The sequence below is a fragment of the Alteromonas sp. OM2203 genome (assembly GCF_048517045.1).
Lineage (GTDB): Bacteria > Pseudomonadota > Gammaproteobacteria > Enterobacterales > Alteromonadaceae > Alteromonas > Alteromonas gracilis.
In genome coordinates this window covers 2,955,383-2,972,679 of sequence record NZ_CP183209.1, presented here as the reverse complement: position 1 = coordinate 2,972,679, position 17,297 = coordinate 2,955,383, and the positions used below count along the sequence as shown (strand labels likewise).

At 45.6% G+C, this 17,297-nt stretch carries 17 protein-coding genes; 12 read left to right on the top strand and 5 right to left on the bottom strand.

Annotation, left to right across the window (positions count from 1 at the left end):
* Positions 1-14: 14 nt before the first annotated feature.
* Positions 15-1,682: an energy-dependent translational throttle protein EttA gene (gene ettA, locus ACM0P2_RS13210; RefSeq protein ID WP_159120270.1), complete on the bottom strand. Its 1,668-nt coding sequence runs from the start codon at positions 1,680-1,682 to the stop codon at positions 15-17.
* Between the two features lie 345 nt (positions 1,683-2,027).
* On the opposite strand from ettA, the gene lpxD reads away from it, so the two are divergent.
* The 10 genes from lpxD to ACM0P2_RS13160 all read left to right on the top strand — a co-directional run bounded on the left by lpxD (position 2,028) and on the right by ACM0P2_RS13160 (position 10,639).
* Positions 2,028-3,056: a UDP-3-O-(3-hydroxymyristoyl)glucosamine N-acyltransferase gene (gene lpxD / locus ACM0P2_RS13205; RefSeq protein ID WP_419226686.1), complete on the top strand. Its 1,029-nt coding sequence runs from the start codon at positions 2,028-2,030 to the stop codon at positions 3,054-3,056.
* A 154-nt stretch (positions 3,057-3,210) separates the two neighbouring features.
* Entirely contained in the window at positions 3,211-4,467 is a 1,257-nt protein-coding gene (gene glyA, locus ACM0P2_RS13200; protein WP_105931715.1) for a serine hydroxymethyltransferase, read from the top strand.
* Positions 4,468-4,566: 99 nt separating this feature from the next.
* Positions 4,567-5,016, top strand: a complete 450-nt coding sequence (gene nrdR / locus ACM0P2_RS13195) for a transcriptional regulator NrdR (RefSeq protein ID WP_012517538.1) — start codon at positions 4,567-4,569, stop codon at positions 5,014-5,016.
* Positions 5,017-5,059: 43 nt separating this feature from the next.
* Positions 5,060-6,199, top strand: coding sequence for a bifunctional diaminohydroxyphosphoribosylaminopyrimidine deaminase/5-amino-6-(5-phosphoribosylamino)uracil reductase RibD (gene ribD / locus ACM0P2_RS13190; protein ID WP_159120268.1), 1,140 nt, complete (start codon positions 5,060-5,062; stop codon positions 6,197-6,199).
* 20 nt (positions 6,200-6,219) lie between these two features.
* Positions 6,220-6,882 carry a riboflavin synthase gene (locus ACM0P2_RS13185; RefSeq protein ID WP_159120267.1) on the top strand — a complete coding sequence of 221 codons (663 nt, stop codon included), beginning with the start codon at positions 6,220-6,222 and terminating at the stop codon, positions 6,880-6,882.
* 20 nt (positions 6,883-6,902) lie between these two features.
* Positions 6,903-8,003 (top strand): bifunctional 3,4-dihydroxy-2-butanone-4-phosphate synthase/GTP cyclohydrolase II, encoded by a 1,101-nt coding sequence (gene ribBA / locus ACM0P2_RS13180; RefSeq protein WP_159120266.1) that lies wholly within the window; start codon positions 6,903-6,905, stop codon positions 8,001-8,003.
* 174 nt (positions 8,004-8,177) lie between these two features.
* Positions 8,178-8,651: a 6,7-dimethyl-8-ribityllumazine synthase gene (gene ribE, locus ACM0P2_RS13175; protein ID WP_105931719.1), complete on the top strand. Its 474-nt coding sequence runs from the start codon at positions 8,178-8,180 to the stop codon at positions 8,649-8,651.
* Positions 8,652-8,663: 12 nt separating this feature from the next.
* On the top strand, positions 8,664-9,086 hold the full coding sequence (nusB, locus tag ACM0P2_RS13170; protein WP_159120265.1) for a transcription antitermination factor NusB: 423 nt from the start codon (positions 8,664-8,666) through the stop codon (positions 9,084-9,086).
* A gap of 47 nt (positions 9,087-9,133) precedes the next feature.
* Entirely contained in the window at positions 9,134-10,099 is a 966-nt protein-coding gene (gene thiL / locus ACM0P2_RS13165; protein ID WP_159120264.1) for a thiamine-phosphate kinase, read from the top strand.
* A 39-nt stretch (positions 10,100-10,138) separates the two neighbouring features.
* A complete protein-coding gene (locus tag ACM0P2_RS13160) occupies positions 10,139-10,639 on the top strand; it encodes a phosphatidylglycerophosphatase A (protein ID WP_159120263.1) in 501 nt (166 codons plus the stop codon).
* A 159-nt stretch (positions 10,640-10,798) separates the two neighbouring features.
* Here the strand turns inward: ACM0P2_RS13160 and dxs are convergent, their stop codons facing one another.
* From dxs to xseB, 3 genes are read right to left on the bottom strand one after another with little or no spacing between them, the layout of a single operon-like run.
* Entirely contained in the window at positions 10,799-12,679 is a 1,881-nt protein-coding gene (dxs, locus tag ACM0P2_RS13155) for a 1-deoxy-D-xylulose-5-phosphate synthase (protein ID WP_419226685.1), read from the bottom strand.
* Between the two features lie 32 nt (positions 12,680-12,711).
* On the bottom strand, positions 12,712-13,602 hold the full coding sequence (locus ACM0P2_RS13150) for a farnesyl diphosphate synthase (RefSeq protein WP_419226684.1): 891 nt from the start codon (positions 13,600-13,602) through the stop codon (positions 12,712-12,714).
* 29 nt (positions 13,603-13,631) lie between these two features.
* Complete coding sequence (gene xseB / locus ACM0P2_RS13145; RefSeq protein WP_419226683.1) at positions 13,632-13,874, bottom strand: exodeoxyribonuclease VII small subunit; 243 nt, start codon at positions 13,872-13,874, stop codon at positions 13,632-13,634.
* 399 nt (positions 13,875-14,273) lie between these two features.
* On the opposite strand from xseB, the gene pomA reads away from it, so the two are divergent.
* Together pomA and ACM0P2_RS13135 are read left to right on the top strand one after the other, a co-directional pair.
* Entirely contained in the window at positions 14,274-15,035 is a 762-nt protein-coding gene (gene pomA, locus ACM0P2_RS13140; RefSeq protein WP_159120259.1) for a flagellar motor protein PomA, read from the top strand.
* Positions 15,035-15,964, top strand: a complete 930-nt coding sequence (locus ACM0P2_RS13135) for a flagellar motor protein MotB (RefSeq protein ID WP_159120258.1) — start codon at positions 15,035-15,037, stop codon at positions 15,962-15,964. Before pomA ends, ACM0P2_RS13135 begins: the two co-directional genes overlap by 1 nt.
* 76 nt (positions 15,965-16,040) lie before the next feature.
* On the opposite strand, the gene ACM0P2_RS13130 is transcribed toward ACM0P2_RS13135, so the two are convergent.
* Positions 16,041-17,297 (bottom strand): SAM-dependent methyltransferase, encoded by a 1,257-nt coding sequence (locus ACM0P2_RS13130; protein WP_159120257.1) that lies wholly within the window; start codon positions 17,295-17,297, stop codon positions 16,041-16,043.

Sequence of the window (17,297 nt, the reverse complement as noted above, 5' to 3'; positions counted from 1 at the left end):
CATTTTTCTATGGATTATTTCGCCATGCGCTTATATTTAAGGCGGTGTGGCTCAACAATATCCTGTCCGAATTCTTGCTTCAGCCAGCCTTCATAGTCTGAATAGTTACCTTCAAAGAAATTGATGTTGCCTTCATCACGATAATCCATAATGTGTGTAGCAACACGGTCAAGGAACCAACGGTCGTGCGAAATAACCATGGCACAGCCTGGGAATTCCAACAACGCATTTTCTAAGGCGCGAAGTGTTTCAACATCAAGGTCGTTGGTTGGCTCATCCAGTAGCAATACGTTACCGCCCGCTTTAAGCAGTTTCGCAAGGTGAACACGGTTACGCTCACCACCCGACAAGTCCTTGATAAATTTCTGCTGGTCAGTGCCTTTGAAGTTGAATCGGCTGCAATATGCGCGGCTATTTATTTCAAAGTTACCAATGCGAATGATATCTTGTTCGTCAGAAATTTCTTTCCATACGGTGTTGTTTTCGTTCATGTGGTCACGGAACTGTTCTACCGCAGCAATTTGAACAGTTTCACCTAAATCGATGGTTCCTGAATCTGGTTGCTCAGCACCAGTAAGCATTCTGAACAAGGTCGATTTACCCGCACCGTTAGGACCAACGATACCCACAATGGCACCCTTTGGTACTTTAAATGTCAGGTCGTCAATAAGTACGCGATCGCCATAAGACTTTTTAAGGTTGCTCACTTCAATAACCTTGTCACCTAAGCGCTCACCTGGTGGGATGAAAAGCTCGTTGGTTTCGTTACGCTTTTGGTAATCGCTGGTGGAGAGTTCTTCGAAGCGGGCCATACGGGCTTTACTTTTAGCATGACGACCTTTTGGATTTGAGCGCACCCACTCAAGCTCCTGCTTCATGCTCTTCATACGTGCAGTTTCAGTACGCTCTTCTTGTTCAAGTCGGTTTTCTTTCTGTTCCAACCATGAAGAGTAGTTACCTTCCCATGGAATACCTTCACCACGGTCAAGTTCTAAAATCCAACCCGCTACGTTATCAAGGAAGTATCTATCGTGGGTAATGGCTACCACAGTACCTTCGTAATCGTGAAGGAAGCGTTCTAGCCACGCAACCGACTCTGCATCCAAGTGGTTGGTAGGTTCGTCAAGAAGCAGCATCTCAGGCTTTTCTAAAAGCAGGCGACATAGCGCTACACGACGCCTTTCACCACCAGAGAGCTTACTTACATCAGCATCCCACGGCGGAAGGCGTAGGGCATCTGCTGCTCGCTCTAGTGCATTTTCCAAGTTATGTCCGTCTTTGGCTTGAATGATGGCTTCTAGCTCGCCTTGCTCTTTCGCAAGGGCGTCGAAATCGGCATCCGCTTCTGCATATGCAGCGTACACTTCGTCAAGGCGAGTGAGCGCGTGCTTAACATCAGCAACGGCCTCTTCAATATTGCCGCGAACATCTTTTGTTTCATCAAGCTGCGGTTCTTGAGGAAGGTAGCCTACCTTAAGTCCAGGTTGAGGACGCGCTTCACCTTCAATATCAGTATCGATACCGGCCATTATACGAAGCAAGGTTGACTTACCTGCGCCGTTTAGACCTAGCACACCAATTTTGGCGCCAGGGAAGAAGCTAAGTGAAATGTTTTTAAGAATGTGTCTGTTTGGTGGGACGATTTTGCCCACTCGGTGCATACTGTAAACGTATTGAGCCATGCTTATCCTCGCTGAAAAAGCGGTGAAAAATAAAAATTTCTAAGGCGTGTTGAACTGCAATGCACGAAAATCGGCAATAAAGTTCAACACGTCCTAACTGGTGGCATATTCTACTCGTAACAGGGTAGTTTGTGCTAGTGACTTACACAAAGGTAGTTCGTGCCTGTGGAAATTTTGAGCGCTTGGGGTAAAAAGGTGAATTTATCCATCGGTCGATGAGACGATTTAATGTAAACTTAGCGTTATAAATCGAGAAGAGTTGATCCGTTGCCTGCGTGATAATCAATCGCAAAAACCTTCAGAATCAACACTCGATACCATCAAACATCCGAACAGGTAATAAAGATGACCGCCATGAATAAACGCACATACAGTTTGGACGAATTAGCTAAACATGTTGGTGGGGAAGTGCAGGGTGATGGAACTATCACGATTTCTGCAGTGGGCACGCTATCTGGTGCGGCTTCGCATCAAATTTCGTTTCTTACAAACCCTAAATATAAGCCGCAGTTAAAAGACACAAAAGCCGGTGCGGTAATTCTGCACGAAAGTTTAAAGGGTGATAGCCCTGTTCCTGCGTTAGTTGTGGGTAACCCACATGCTGCATTTGCACTTATAGCTCAGTTATTTGATACCACGCCATCAGTAGCCACTGGTATCTCAGAGTCAGCGGTAATCGCTCCTTCTGCTCGAATCGGTAGTGACGTGTCTCTTGGACACAACGTCATTGTTGAAGAGAATGTCGTTTTAGGTGATCGTGTAACTGTTGGTGCCAATACCGTTATCCGCAGAGGCACGCACATTGGTGAAGACTGTATTATTCATCCTAATGTGACCATCTATCACGATGTGGTCATCGGTAAGCGCGTGACTATCCATAGCCAAACAGTTATTGGCGCGGCTGGCTTCGGCTATGCAAACGATAAAGGGGTCTGGATCCCAATTCCACAGACTGGTTCGGTTCGCATTGGCGACGATAGTCAAATTGGGGCGAGTAGCAGCATCGACAGAGGTGCAATGGAAGATACGTTACTTGGCACTAACGTTATCATCGATAATCAGGTTCAAATTGGTCACAATTGTATTATTGGCGATCACTCATGCATTTGCGGCGCTACAGGTATTGCTGGCAGTTGCCATATCGGCAAGCACGTTATTATTGGCGGTGGAGTGGGCATAAATGGCCACATTAGCATTTGCGACAACGTTCAAGTGACAGGTTACACAATGATAGTTCAAGATATTACCGAGCCAGGTGTATATTCGTCGGGGCAGCCAGCTCAAACCAACCGGGACTGGCGCAAAAATACAGTTCGCCTTGCTAAAATTGGTAGTTTATTCGACCGTGTTAAAGCCCTCGAAAAACAGGTCTGATCTCGCTCAAGCGCAGGTTTTACGTTAAACCTGCGCCATTTATATTAATTTGGTCATAAAGCGGTATACAAGCAACTCAAAATGACTAGAATATGGCTCGAATTTGAGCAATCAGTGCGTAACGCCGTATAAAAACCGCAGTTAAGGAGCCCCCATGTTTTCTCGCGAAATGAATATAGCTGACTTCGATCCTGAATTAGCCAATGCCATGGCTAAAGAAGTTGAGCGTCAAGAACATCACATCGAACTCATTGCCTCTGAGAACTATTGTAGCCCACGTGTAATGGAAGCTCAGGGTTCTCAGCTTACGAATAAGTATGCTGAAGGCTACCCTGGTAAGCGTTATTACGGTGGTTGTGAGCACGTAGACGTTGTTGAACAACTTGCTATCGACCGTGCAAAGGCACTATTTGGTGCAGACTATGCGAACGTTCAACCGCACGCTGGTTCACAAGCTAACTCTGCCGTTTTCATGGCATTACTTGACGCAGGCGATACAGTTCTGGGTATGAGCCTTTCTGAAGGTGGTCACCTTACTCATGGTTCACACGTAAACTTTTCTGGTAAAACATACAACGCTGTACAGTATGGTCTGAACAAAGAAACCGGCGAAATTGATTACGCACAAGTTGAAGCTCTAGCAAAGGAACACAAACCAAAGATGATTATCGGCGGTTTCTCTGCGTATTCAGGTATTGTTGACTGGGCAAAATTCCGCGAAATCGCAGATAGCGTAGGTGCTTATTTGCTTGTAGATATGGCGCACGTTGCTGGTCTTGTGGCTGCTGGTGTTTATCCAAACCCACTTCCTCACGCACACGTAGTAACGACGACAACTCACAAAACCCTTGCGGGTCCGCGTAGTGGTCTAATCCTATCTTCATGTGGCGACGAAGCGATTTACAAAAAGCTTAATAGCTCGGTATTCCCGGGTAACCAGGGCGGCCCGCTTTGTCACGTGATTGCAGCTAAAGCAGTAGCTTTCAAAGAAGCATTACAGCCAGAATTTAAAGTGTATCAGCAACAGGTAGTGGCTAACGCGAAAGCGATGGTTGCTGTTATGCAAGAGCGCGGTTACAAAATCGTTTCTGGCGGAACAGACAATCACTTGTTCCTACTAGATCTTATTGACAAAGACATTACTGGTAAAGATGCCGATGCAGCACTAGGTGCAGCGAACATCACAGTAAACAAAAACTCAGTGCCAAACGATCCGCGTTCACCTTTTGTAACCAGTGGTCTTCGTATTGGTAGCCCGGCCATAACGCGTCGTGGTTTCAAAGAAGAGCAAGCTCAGCAAGTTGCAACATGGATTTGCGACATTTTAGACAACATGGGTGACGAATCTGTTATCAAACGTGTTCAAGAAGAAGTGGTTGCACTTTGCGCACAGTTCCCTGTTTATAAATAAATAGGTTTGTGTTTTATTGCGTACTTTGGTACTAATGCTGGACTATCTAGTCTAGATTAAGTTTTACGCGCCTAAGTACGCAATAATTAAGGATTATTCATGTTTTGCCCTTTTTGTTCAGAACAAGAAACAAAAGTTATTGATTCTCGTTTGGTTGCAGAGGGGCAACAAGTGCGAAGACGCCGTGAATGCATGGTGTGTCATGAGCGCTTCACCACCTTTGAAAGTGCAGAGCTTGTGATGCCCCGCGTTATAAAACGCGATGGCTCTCGCGAACCCTTCAACGAAGATAAACTTCGTGCAGGCTTGCAACGCGCGTTAGAAAAACGCCCTGTTAGCACAGAAAAAGTTGAACAATGTATTCTTTCACTCAAATCTCAGCTTCGCGCAACCGGCGAGAGGGAGGTGAGCAGTGAATTGCTTGGCAACTTAATTATGAAAGCCCTCAAAGAACTCGACAAAGTTGCCTATGTTCGGTTCGCCTCAGTTTATCGTTCCTTCGAAGACATTCGTGAATTTGGAGAAGAGATTGCACGCTTAGGGGATTAGGGTCAGTAAACCTTAAACACTTAGGGCTACAACAGGAATCCAAGTGAACCACGCTACGGTTAAAAATGACTATTTTTGGATGGCAAAAGCCATTCAACTTGCCCAAAAAGGGCGTTTCACCACCTCACCTAATCCTCGTGTTGGCTGTGTGGTTGTTGATGAAAACAATCAACTGCTCGGTCAGGGGTATCATGTCCAAGCGGGCACGCCCCATGCCGAAGTTCATGCACTCAGACAAGCTTCAAATGCTCGTGGCAACGGCGCTAAAGGTGCTACAGCATACGTAACCCTGGAGCCTTGCAGCCATTTTGGCCGCACGCCCCCCTGCGCTAGCGCGCTCATTGAAGCGCAGGTAGCACGCGTTGTAGTGGCAATGACAGATCCTAATCCAAATGTATGTGGTAATGGCATAAACATGCTGCAAGCCGCAGGTATCGAAGTCGTCAGTGATGTGATGGCCGCCGAAGCCGCTGCGCTTAATCCCGGATTCACCAAACGCATGCTTACGGGTAAACCTTTTGTAAGGGTTAAATTAGGTATAAGCCTTGACGGTAAAATTGCGCTTCAAAATGGGGTGAGCCAATGGATAACTGGGCCTGAAGCAAGACGTGATGTGCAGCGCTATCGCGCGCAAAGCTGCGCAGTGTTAACGGGTTCAGGTACTGTTGCGGCGGATAATCCCAGTCTTTTGGTGAGGGAACAAGAGGCAAAGCTCGAAAATTATCCCCTTGAGCATATTCGCCAACCTGCTCGCATCGTTGTGGATAGTCAGAGCAAACTAAACCGCGATTTTAATTTATTTAACGACGGTCACGCTACCTTTACTGCAACGTTACAGGCCCACCCTGATACTTCAGTTGGTCACTACATTCAAGTTGATGAAAAAGATGGCAAGGTCGACTTACATGGGTTGATGTCAGCGCTAGGTGATAAACAGTATAATGAGGTATGGGTAGAGGCAGGCCCTGGTCTTGCCGGAGCCCTATTGCAAGAAGGCCTTGTGGATGAGCTTATTTGCTATCAAGCACCCAAGCTATTAGGCGATAAAGGCGTGAGTATGGTCAATTTGCCAGCGTTCACCGCTTTAAATCAATCTATTTCACTCTCTCTTATTGAAAACCGTCAGGTGGGTAACGATATTAAGCTTATCTTTCGTCCTGATGTTAGCAACACCTGTCGTTAAAGCGACTAAAGAGGAACTTTATGTTTACTGGAATTATTCAAGCGTTAGGTACAATTAAAAAGCTTGATAACCGTGGCAACGATATTCGACTTACCGTTTCATCGCCTACGCTTGATATGTCTGATGTCGCTTTAGGCGATAGCATTGCGACCAATGGTGTTTGTTTGACAGTGACAGACATGGGGGCAGACTATTATTGCGCCGATGTTTCTGCTGAGACTATTAAGTTAACAGGGTTTGCACACTACAGTGCAGGGTCTACCGTGAATCTTGAAAAAGCGATGCGTCCCAGCGATCGTCTAGGTGGACACATTGTTTCTGGTCATGTTGATGGTGTGGGCCAAGTAACTCAGATTATTAAACATAAAGACTATGTAGAATTTTGGGTGAAAGCACCTGATGCGCTGGCTAAATATATTGCCCACAAGGGAAGTATCACCGTTGATGGCATAAGCTTAACGGTGAACGAAGTGAATGGTGCAGAGTTTATGCTTTGGATTATTCCCCACACGTTGCAAGAAACAATTATGGGAAGCTATAAAGTAGGCACTGCGGTGAATTTAGAGGTTGATGTTATTGCGCGCTATTTAGAGCGATTGATGCTTGGCGATAAAGCCGCTGAGCCGACAAGCAAGGGCATTGACATGGCATTTCTTGCCGAGAACGGATTTTTAAAAAAATAACCCTACAAGAAGCACACAATATGGCATTTAACACTACACAAGAAATAATTGAAGACATTCGTCAGGGTAAAATGGTTATCCTGATGGATGATGAAGACAGGGAAAACGAAGGCGACCTCATTATGGCGGCAGAGCACGTGACACCTGAAGCCATAAATTTCATGGTGACCCACGCTCGCGGTTTGGTTTGTTTACCAATGACGCAAGAGCGCTGTCGCACGCTTAATCTTCCGCTAATGGTGGATAAAAACGAAGCGCAGTTTTCAACCAACTTTACCGTATCCATTGAAGCGGCAACTGGCGTTACAACAGGTATATCGGCTGCCGATAGAGCAACAACCATAAAAGCTGCTGTTGCGAAAGACGCGAAAGCGACAGACATTGTACAACCTGGTCATATCTTTCCGCTAATTGCAAAAGATGGTGGTGTTTTAAACCGAGCTGGTCACACTGAAGCGGGTGTAGATTTACCGCGCCTTGCTGGTTTAGAGCCAGCTGGGGTTATTGTTGAGATTCTTAATGAAGATGGCACCATGGCGCGCCGTCCAGAATTAGAGAAGTTTGCTGCCAAGCATAATCTAAAAATAGGCACCATTGCAGATCTTATTGAATACCGTAACCTTAATGAAACGACTATTCAAAAAGTAGCTCAGTGTAATATGCCCACAGAATACGGCGATTTTGAGCTTCATACATTTAAAGATAGCATCGACAATCAGCTCCACTTCGCTCTTAAAAAAGGCGATATCAAAGAAAACGAGCCTACGCTTGTCCGTGTACACCTTCACAATACGTTTAGTGATCTTCTCGGCTCTACTCGCGGTATTCATCGCTCGATGACACTAGCCGATGGTATGCGAAAAATCTCAGAAGATGGCGGTGTGTTGGTGCTGTTAGGTAAGGAAGAGCACATAGAAAGCCAGGTACGTCGGTTTGCCGCAGAAGACAGAGGTGAACGTCCAACGGGAGCTGACTGGCAGGGCTCGTCACGCACTATCGGTGTAGGTAGTCAAATTCTTGCGTCTATGGGCGTGCACAAAATGCGCTTGCTTAGTAAGCCAATTAAATATCACGCACTTTCAGGTTACGGCCTTGAAGTAGTGGAGTACGTTCACGATTAGTGCTTAGCTGTAGGGCGGAGTAAAAGTGGAGAAGGTTTGCGACGAGCATTTCCTTCCCGCATTGAGTCAAGCTAACGTACCAGCTTATGAATAGTTGAAGTTACAGAAACAATCGATTTAGTTTGGGCGCAGTTGTGGTATACTTCGCGCCGTTTTTTCTCGAGGAATTAAACCATGCAGGTAATTGAAGGTAATATCAGAGCAACCGGTAAAAAGTTTGCTATTGTTGTAGCTCGCTTTAATAGCTTTGTTGTAGAAAGCTTACTGGAAGGTGCTTTAGACACGCTAGAGCGTCACGGTGAAGTAAATGAAGATGACATCACAGTGGTTCGCGTGCCTGGTGCCTACGAGTTACCTGTAGTAGCTAAGAAATTAGCTGAGAAAAAGTCATTTGACGCTATCATTGCACTAGGTGCAGTTATTCGTGGTGGTACGCCCCACTTTGATTTTGTCGCAGGGGAGAGCAATAAAGGCCTTGCACAAGTATCACTTGAATACGGTATTCCAGTTTCATTTGGCGTAATCACCACAGATTCAATTGAACAAGCTATCGAACGTTCAGGTACTAAAGCGGGTAACAAAGGTGCAGAAGCTGCATTGGGCGCGCTTGAAATGGTTAACGTTATCGATGCTGTTGAAAAGCTTTAAGGTAAAAATTAAGTGAAAGTTTCAGCTCGTCGTAAAGCCCGTGAATTAGCCCTGCAAGGGATATATTCATGGCAAATGAGTCACAACGATATTCAGCAAGTTGAACTGGCGCTAGCCACCAGTAACGACATGCAAAAGGTGGATATGGCATACTTTCAAGCGTTGTTACGAGGCGTTGCACATAACGCAAGTAAGCTTGATACTACCATTAAACCGTATCTTGGTCGTCTGCCTGAAGAGTTGGACCCAATAGAAAAAGCGATCTTGCGCATTGCGACGCTGGAACTGACTGAGCGCATTGATGTCCCTTATCGCGTAATTATTAATGAAGCGATTGAGCTTGCTAAAGCATTTGGTGCTGAAGAAAGCCACAAATTCATTAATGGTGCACTAGATAAAGCAGTGCGCACGTTGCGTAAAGACGAGCGCGACTAACCTTACCGTGGCGGCATGGATTGCCGCTAAAGGGTTTAAAAAATACTGTGAAAGAATTTGATCTTATCGGCCGCTATTTTTCAAACAGTGGCCATCGACGTAAAGACGTTGTTATTGGTATAGGCGATGACTGTGCTGTAACAACGGTTCCTGAAAATCAACAGCTAGCCGTTACCACTGATACTCTTGTTGCAGGTGTGCATTTCTTAGAAGATGCGCCAGCGAAATCTGTGGCATACAAAACAGTGGCCGTTAACTTAAGTGACCTTGCTGCGATGGGCGCTGAGCCTGCGTGGATTAGCCTGTCGCTATCGCTTCCAGAAGTTGACGAGCCGTGGCTTGACGACTTTGTTTCAGGCCTATATGAGCTTACTCAATACTATTCAGTACAGCTCATTGGTGGAGACACGGTGAAAGGGCCAATGGCCATGACGATTACCGCACAAGGTTTTATACCGCCAGGTTCTGAACTAACCCGAAGTGGAGCTAAGCCAGGGGACTGGGTATATGTTACCGGTACTTTAGGAGACGCTGGCGCGGGCTTAGATATCCTCCAAAATAAACTTAACGTAAGTGGTGAAGCCAAAGACGTGTTAGTGAACCGTCATTACTTTCCGACACCGCGCGTTGCAGTTGGTACCGCTATTCGCCGTATTGCTACCTCATGTATCGATATATCTGATGGTTTAATTTCAGATTTGAACCACATTCTTAAAGCGTCCAACTGCGGTGCCACTGTGCATGTTGAGCGTTTACCTCTTTCTCGTGCTCTAACAAGCGCTGTGTCGCCAGAGCAGGCAATAGAATACGCATTGTCTGCTGGTGATGACTATGAGCTTATTTTCACCGTTAGTGAAGAGCAGCGAGGTAGCCTTGAAACCTCTTTAGCGAGCACTAATGTAAAAGCGACATGCATTGGCCAGCTGACAGGCCACAGCGGTACACTTTCATTGTTGAAAGATAATGAGAAATACACGCCAGTTACGTCTTCTGGTTACGAGCATAGCTTTTAATTGAAAGCGTTAACAAAGATATAAGATAGAGGACGTTACATGCAGGCTGAGTTTCGCGCTAGAGTAAGTATGAAAAAACCAACCCATTTTCTCGCGTTAGGGTTCGGTAGTGGCTTAATTCCATTCATGCCGGGCACATTTGGCTCACTGGCCGCAGTGCCATTGCTTATAGCGTGTAGCCAAATTTCTATAGTTTCCTTTATTGCGCTCACTCTGATATTTTCAGTGGTAGGTATTTACCTTTGCGGCAAAACCGCAGATGACATGCAGGTTCACGATCACGGCTCCATTGTATGGGACGAAATTGCAGGTATGTTCGTGACCTTTCTTTTTGTACCCATCAGCGCCTCTTCATTGCTCGTTGGGTTTGTACTATTCAGGCTTTTTGATATTTTAAAGCCCTGGCCAATTGGTGTCATCGATAAGCGTTTGCACGGTGGTACAGGTATTATGCTTGACGATCTACTAGCGGGGGCTATGGCCTGTGGCTGTTTGCATTTGCTTATGGTGTTTTGGCCAGCGGCGCTGGCATTGTTTTAGTACAACGGTTGGCTTACCAACCTAACCTTTTAAATTGAAAAGCCCGCAATACATGCGGGCTTTTCTATGTTTAAACGACGATGCCTTAGTCAAGATGCATTAGTCACATTACAAGACAAAGTTAGCTCGCAACGGATTAAACGAATGTTTTGAGAGCCACTAACGTTTGGTGAGGCTGGTGGCCGCAGCAATAATACCTTCAGCATCTAAGCCGTGCTCTTTGTACATTTCCTGCTGAGTGCCTTGTAATATAAAGCTATCAGGCAGACCCAACATCTTCACTGCCTTAAGAACACCATTTTGCTGCAAGTGTTCAAGCACCGCACTGCCAGCACCACCCATAATACAACCGTCTTCTAGCGTGATAAGCGCGATGTGTTCACTGGCTGCTTTTAATACCGCGTCGCCGTCTAACGGCTTAATGAAACGCATGTCAATAACGGTAGCGTCAATCGCCTCTGCAGCTTCAAGCGCGTAGGGCAGTAGGCAGCCAAAGTTTAAAATGGCGATACTTTCAGACTTGCCTTTTGATGATTCTCGACACGTACGAGATTTACCAATCTCAAGCTCTTTCATGGCTTCGTCAGGCGTGACTCCCATGCCAGCACCACGAGGGTAACGAACAGCGGCCGGCTTTTGTAGCTTATGGCCAGTGTAAAGCATTTGGCGGCATTCATTTTCATCAGAAGGTGCCATAACTACCATATTTGGAATACAGCGAAGGAAAGCGATATCAAACGCCCCTTGGTGAGTTGGGCCATCTGCGCCCACTATGCCGGCTCTGTCTATCGCAAATAACACCGGTAAGTCTTGTATAGCTACATCATGAATGAGCTGATCATAGGCACGCTGCAAAAATGAAGAATAGATCGCGACAACCGCATTCATACCGTCTTTAGCGAGCCCTGCGCCGAAGGTTACGGCATGCTGCTCAGCAATGGCTACATCGAAGTATTGCTCAGGGAAGCGCTGAGAAAATTCTACCATCCCTGACCCTTCTCGCATGGCAGGGGTGACTGCCATGAGTTTTGGATCTTGTTCTGCCATATCACACAACCACTGACCGAAAATGGCCGAGTAAGTGGGGGCAGAGGGTTTAGATTTAGGCAGTGCATTGTCCGCTGGGTTGAACTTCGGTACTGCATGAAATTTGATAGGATCTTCTTCGGCTACCGCGTAACCCTTCCCTTTTTTGGTCACAACATGTAATAACTGAGGACCCTCAAACTTACGCATGTTGCGAAGGGTATCAACCACTGCATTTACGTCATGGCCATCAATCGGGCCAATATAATTAAATCCAAGCTCTTCAAAGATAGTGCCGGGTACAACCATCCCTTTTAGGTGCTCTTCTGCTCGGCTTGCAAATTCTTTGATAGGAGGAACGTTACTTAGCAGTTTTTTGCCGCCGTCACGTATAGAGTTAAAAAAATTACCCGTTAGCAAGCGTGCCAGGTGACTGTTAAGGGCGCCTACGTTTTCAGATATCGACATTTCGTTGTCGTTAAGTACGACAACCATGTCTTTTTTGATATCGCCTGCGTGATTAAGTGCTTCAAACGCCATACCAGCGGTCATCGCACCGTCACCAATGACAGCTACTACTTTGCGATCCTTTCCTTCTTTTTCTGCCGCCACAGCCATTCCTAGCGCTGCGCTTATCGACGTCGAAGAATGACCGACAGCGAAAGTATCGTACTCACTTTCAGGTGGCCACGGGAATGGATGAAGGCCGTTCTTTTGGCGAATGGTGCTCATGCGCTCTGCACGACCCGTAAGGATTTTGTGAGGATAGGCTTGATGGCCGACATCCCACAACAGTCGGTCGAATGGTGTGTTGTAAACGTAGTGAAGTGCTACCGTAAGCTCTACTGTTCCCAGTCCAGAGGCAAAGTGACCGCTGGTTTGACTCACACTGTTGAGTAAGTATTCACGTAACTCATCGGCAAGTTCGCGTAATTTTTCTTGAGGCAGTTGCCTCAACTTGTCAGGTGTTTGCGCAAGCGCAAGCGTTGGGTAATGTTGGAGATCTAAACTCATGTACTTATTATCTTTTTCAACATGGCGCGTGGCTAATGGTCGCGTTTCACCAAAAGCTCGCTAAACGCAATTAAACTGTCAGTATTGTAGGGTAAACGCGCCAATGCTTGAAGTGCATTATCGTGAAGCTTTGCTAATTCTCTCTTGGCTCCTTCCATGCCAAGCTTAGCTGGAAAGGTATTTTTCCCAAGTGCTTCGTCAGAACCTGCGGGTTTCCCTAATTTTTCGCTACTGCCCACAACATCTAAAATGTCGTCTTGTACTTGAAAGGCTAAGCCAATATCCGCTGCATATGCCATTAAGTCAATTTTAGTCTGAGGTAAAAGACCCTCACTAACGATGGCTACCATTTCTACGCAGGCTTGCAATAGGGCACCTGTTTTCAACTTATGAAGCGCTTTTAGCTCGTCTATTGAGATAGTTTTACCCGTGCTCGCTAGGTCGATGGCTTGACCGCCACACATGCCCACATAGCCGGCACTTTTAGCTAACACAGATAATAGCTGAGGGCGTTTGGCTTCAGCGTAGGTGCTCAAAGGTGCATCGGCTAATACGGTAAATGCAAGTGCTTGTAATGCATCACCTGCCAATATCGCTGTTGCTTCATCGAAGGCGATGTGACAGGTAGGCATACCGCGACGCAAGTCATCATCATCCATTGCCGGTAGATCGTCATGTACCAGCGAATAAGCGTGCACGCACTCAATAGCCATACTAATGGCCATTTGGTCTTTTTTGGGGACGTCTAGCGTATTACCCACTACCTGAACGAGCAATGGACGCATGCGTTTACCGCCTGCAAGTAGCGCGTGACGCATAGCGTCTTTTAGGCGCGGTGCGTAATCCGGTAGTTCATCAATCAGAGTAAGAAGAGATGCATCAGTTTGCTGTTTAACTTGCTGATGCAAAGCAGAAAAATTCATAGATTGCCTGTAATGTAAAAATGAACCTCTTAAGGCTGTTCACTTTCAGGTAGAGATTGAAGTGTTTCTTCGCCTTGTTCGTTAAGCAATATTTTTACTTTTTGCTCAGCGTTTTCAAGGGACTGCTGGCCTTGGCGAGAGAGTGCAATACCGCGTTCAAATTTTTCTAGCGCTTTATTTAATGGTAAATCACCGTTTTCCATTTCGTTAACGATAGCTTCTAATTCCGATAACGTTTCTTCGAAAGACGCTGATGGTTTTTCCGTCGTCATAAAAACACTCAATATAAAGGCTAAAATACGTATACCGCGCACATTAACCGAGGGTTGCACGAGGGTCAAATGGTTTGTCTGTATATCGCTAATAACATCATCGTATCGCTTTTTTTTCATTCAAGTCAAAAATCAGCATAGTGTTAAATTGTGCTATATTCGATGCTATCTTAGTAACCATAATTCCAGCCTCAAATAATAGCGCGTCGCGCTTTAATGCGAATAAAATGGTTTCCGAGTAAATAAAAAGGTAGGAAAGCGAGATAAAGCGTTATGCTCTAATTATAAAAATTAATAAATGTGATATTTTTCAACAATGTTGTTTTAGTATTTCTGTCTATTGCCGATAGAATGTCTGTAGATTAACAGCACTGACTGCGTTTAAATGGGGAAGAGTGAGTGGATTTAGCAACCGTCATAGGTATGTTGGGCGCCATTGGTTTCATAGTTATGGCTATGATCCTGGGCGGCAGCTTGAGCATGTTCATCGACGTGCAATCAATACTTATCGTATTTGGGGGCACCTTATTTGTCATTTTATCACAATTTACGTTAGGCCAGTTTTTTGGTGCGGGTAAGATTGCTGGTAAGGCATTCATGTTTAAAATTGAATCGCCCGAAGAACTTATTGAGAAGATTGTCGAAATGGCAGATGCTGCGCGTAAAGGCGGGTTTCTGGCGTTAGAAGAAGCAGAGATCTCAAACGAGTTCATGCAAAAAGGCGTTGATATGCTCGTAGACGGCCATGATATTGAGGTAGTCAGAGAAACCCTTTCCAAAGATATTTCCATGACATCAGAGCGCCACGATTTCGGAGCCTCGTTCTTTAAAGGTATGGGTGACATCGCTCCCGCGATGGGGATGATCGGTACGTTAATCGGGCTGGTAGCCATGCTTTCTAACATGGATGATCCGAAAGCCATCGGCCCTGCAATGGCGGTTGCACTACTTACTACTCTCTACGGTGCATTCTTCGCTAACGTTATCTGTCTGCCGATTGCTTTTAAACTATCCGTTCGTGCCGGTGAGGAAAAACTCAATCAAAGCTTGGTGCTAGATGGCATTGTTGGTATTGCCGATGGCCAAAATCCCCGTGTAATTGAGGGGGTGTTGAAAAACTATCTTGCAGCGAGTAAACGCGGAAGCGCAGAGGAAGAGTAATGGCTGAAGAAGAATGCCCAAAATGCCCCCCAGAGGGGCTGCCAGCTTGGATGGGGACCTTCGCCGACTTAATGTCGCTGCTGATGTGCTTTTTTGTACTTTTACTTTCGTTTTCTGAAATGGATGTACTTAAGTTCAAACAAATCGCGGGCTCAATGAAGTTCGCTTTTGGTGTTCAAAATAAAATTGAAGTTAAAGATATTCCCAAAGGTACTAGCGTTATCGCAATGGAGTTTCGCCCGGGTAAGCCTGATCCGACCCCTATCGAATCGATTCAGCAGCAGACCAACGAGATGACGCAGCAAATGCTGGAATTTCAGGCTGGTAATGAAGACTCAGCCGGTGGGCGGCAAAAGCAGCGCGGTGAGCAGCGAGGTGGTCAATCACAACAGACTGCGACAGAATCGTCTTCTTCCGCAGAGCAAAGCACTGACCAGTCACAAATGGCTGAGTTAATGAAGAAAGTGGCGCAGCAGCTCGAAAAGCAAATTCTAGATGGTTCGGTAGAGATGGAGTCGTTAGGGCAGCAGCTAACTATTCGTATACGTGAAAACGGCTCGTTTTCAGCAGGGTCTGCTTTCTTACAGCCTCAGTTTCAGCCTGTATTGAGAAAAATAGGTTCACTTTTAGCTGATGTTCCGGGAGAAATTGAAATTTCAGGTCACAGCGATGGTCAGCATATCGCTAACGAACTTTATCGTTCGAACTGGGACTTGTCTTCACAGCGTGCGGTAGCTGTAGCGGAAGCGATGCGTACAGCACCAGGCTTTGATGAAAGTCGCATGTCTGTGGTAGGTAAAGCAGATACGGTTCCTATTGTCGAGAATGCAACGACATCTAGTGATAGGGCGAAGAACCGCCGTGTGGAGATTAATATTAATCAGGGTAAGCCGATGATATCCAAACCTATTTCTGTGGTAGACGATTAACTGACAAGCATACAAAAACGGCGCTATTAGAGCGCCGTTTTTTATTCAACCCATTGGTACCACTTAACGATTAACACTATACTCGCGCGAGCTCTTGTCGATAGTGGGGTTTAGAAATAACCAGCTGTACGGTACTGATGGTTCTTTCTAAAAAGCCACCTTCACAATATTTTAAATAGTAAGTCCACATACGCATGAATCGCTCGTCATATCCGTCGTTTAGCAATTCATCTTTGGCCGACATGAACGCTTCATACCAATGATTAAGTGTCTTTGCGTAATCAACACCAATGTCGTGGAGGTCGCGAATCATCATATTAGTATATTTCTTCAGATGAGCATTTAACTGGTGTTGAGAGGGTAAAAAGCCACCGGGGAAAATATACTTCTGAATAAAATCTACACTGTTTGAGTAGCTGTCGTAACGCCTGTCGTCGATAGTGATAGACTGAAGCAACATAAGACCATCGTCTTTAAGAAGCGAAGAGCACTTTTCAAAAAAGTTCCCCAAATATTGTTTACCAACGGCTTCAATCATTTCGATAGATACCAGCTTGTCATATTGACCTTCAAGTAAGCGGTAATCTTTCTTCAGCAAAGTAATCTTGTCTTCAAGTCCTTCTTTTTTTATCCACTCCTTTGCCCAGGCGTGTTGCTCTTCCGAGATAGTCGTCGTTGTTACTCTACATCCGTAATGTTTAGCCGCGTAAACTGCCAGGCCACCCCAACCAGTACCAATTTCAATCAAGTGATCACTTTCTTGCAGCTGCAATTTATCGCAAATAGCTTTTAGCTTGTAATTTTGCGCTTCATTAAGCGACGCATTCGGATCTGGGTAGATAGCGGATGAATACATCATAGTAGGATCGAGGAAGCGAGTATAAAGCTTGTTGCCCAAATCGTAATGCGCTTCGATATTGCGCTTGGCTTGATCTTTTGTGTTTCTGCGAGCGAAATGTTGTATTTTATTGATGGGCATGGTGACCCACTTAAATTTGTTTTCCCACTCATCAAGGGTGGGTAAGTTTCTTGCAAAAATTCTCACTACTGCCGTAACTTCGTCACTGTCCCACAAATCGTCCATGTAGGCTTCACCCGCACCAACGCTTCCACCAAGTAAAAGGCGACGGTAGGCTTTTACATCTTTAATGTTTACCGTTGCTCGCAACTCATCGTCTTCTTTGCCAAAACGAGCGATAACGTCGCCATTTTCTTGAATAGTTAAACTGCCAAATGGCAGCTGTTTTAGGCATTGTAGAAACAACGTTCTACATACCTTATCTACAAAAGAGACCTCTGATGTGGTCAGTAGTACAGATTCACCGAAAGACAT

What these genes read in the sequence shown, in the direction of transcription:
- ettA (WP_159120270.1), bottom strand. Translation starts at nt 1,682, where the DNA reads ATGGCTCAATACGTTTACAGTATGCACCGAGTGGGCAAAATCGTCCCA.
- lpxD (WP_419226686.1), top strand. Translation starts at nt 2,028, where the DNA reads ATGACCGCCATGAATAAACGCACATACAGTTTGGACGAATTAGCTAAA.
- glyA (WP_105931715.1), top strand. Translation starts at nt 3,211, where the DNA reads ATGTTTTCTCGCGAAATGAATATAGCTGACTTCGATCCTGAATTAGCC.
- nrdR (WP_012517538.1), top strand. Translation starts at nt 4,567, where the DNA reads ATGTTTTGCCCTTTTTGTTCAGAACAAGAAACAAAAGTTATTGATTCT.
- ACM0P2_RS13185 (WP_159120267.1), top strand. Translation starts at nt 6,220, where the DNA reads ATGTTTACTGGAATTATTCAAGCGTTAGGTACAATTAAAAAGCTTGAT.
- ribBA (WP_159120266.1), top strand. Translation starts at nt 6,903, where the DNA reads ATGGCATTTAACACTACACAAGAAATAATTGAAGACATTCGTCAGGGT.
- ribE (WP_105931719.1), top strand. Translation starts at nt 8,178, where the DNA reads ATGCAGGTAATTGAAGGTAATATCAGAGCAACCGGTAAAAAGTTTGCT.
- ACM0P2_RS13160 (WP_159120263.1), top strand. Translation starts at nt 10,139, where the DNA reads ATGCAGGCTGAGTTTCGCGCTAGAGTAAGTATGAAAAAACCAACCCAT.
- dxs (WP_419226685.1), bottom strand. Translation starts at nt 12,679, where the DNA reads ATGAGTTTAGATCTCCAACATTACCCAACGCTTGCGCTTGCGCAAACA.
- ACM0P2_RS13150 (WP_419226684.1), bottom strand. Translation starts at nt 13,602, where the DNA reads ATGAATTTTTCTGCTTTGCATCAGCAAGTTAAACAGCAAACTGATGCA.
- xseB (WP_419226683.1), bottom strand. Translation starts at nt 13,874, where the DNA reads ATGACGACGGAAAAACCATCAGCGTCTTTCGAAGAAACGTTATCGGAA.
- ACM0P2_RS13135 (WP_159120258.1), top strand. Translation starts at nt 15,035, where the DNA reads ATGGCTGAAGAAGAATGCCCAAAATGCCCCCCAGAGGGGCTGCCAGCT.
- ACM0P2_RS13130 (WP_159120257.1), bottom strand. Translation starts at nt 17,297, where the DNA reads ATGTCTTTCGGTGAATCTGTACTACTGACCACATCAGAGGTCTCTTTT.